Raw genomic sequence first — 311 nt, forward strand, 5'->3', positions numbered from 1 at the left:
CCGGCGGGGCGGCGGGAGCGCCTGGAGGCCTACTTCGGCGCCCTGGCGGAGCGGCTGGCCCCGGTGGCGGCGGTGTGCGACCCGAGGAGGACCTCGTGAACCGGCGGCAGGGAGTGGGCCGCAGGTCGTTCCTGCGCGGCGCGCTGGCGGCGGGGGCGGCCGGTGCGGCCGCCGGTGCGGCGGCGGTGGGTGCGGCGGAGACGGCCCGGGCGTCGTCCCCCGCCGGCACCGGGCCGGCGCCCGCGGTGCCGGTCCACGGCCGCCACCAGGCGGGCGTCCTCACCCCGCCGCAGCGCCACGGCGTCTTCGCC

General features: G+C 83.3%; 1 pseudogene. It reads left to right on the plus strand.

Annotated features, from left to right (window positions below):
• Positions 1-95: 95 nt before the first annotated feature.
• Positions 96-311, plus strand: a pseudogene (locus LO771_RS30200) (deferrochelatase/peroxidase EfeB); the annotation flags it as partial.

The sequence above is a fragment of the Streptacidiphilus sp. ASG 303 genome (assembly GCF_020991365.1).
Lineage (GTDB): Bacteria > Actinomycetota > Actinomycetes > Streptomycetales > Streptomycetaceae > Peterkaempfera.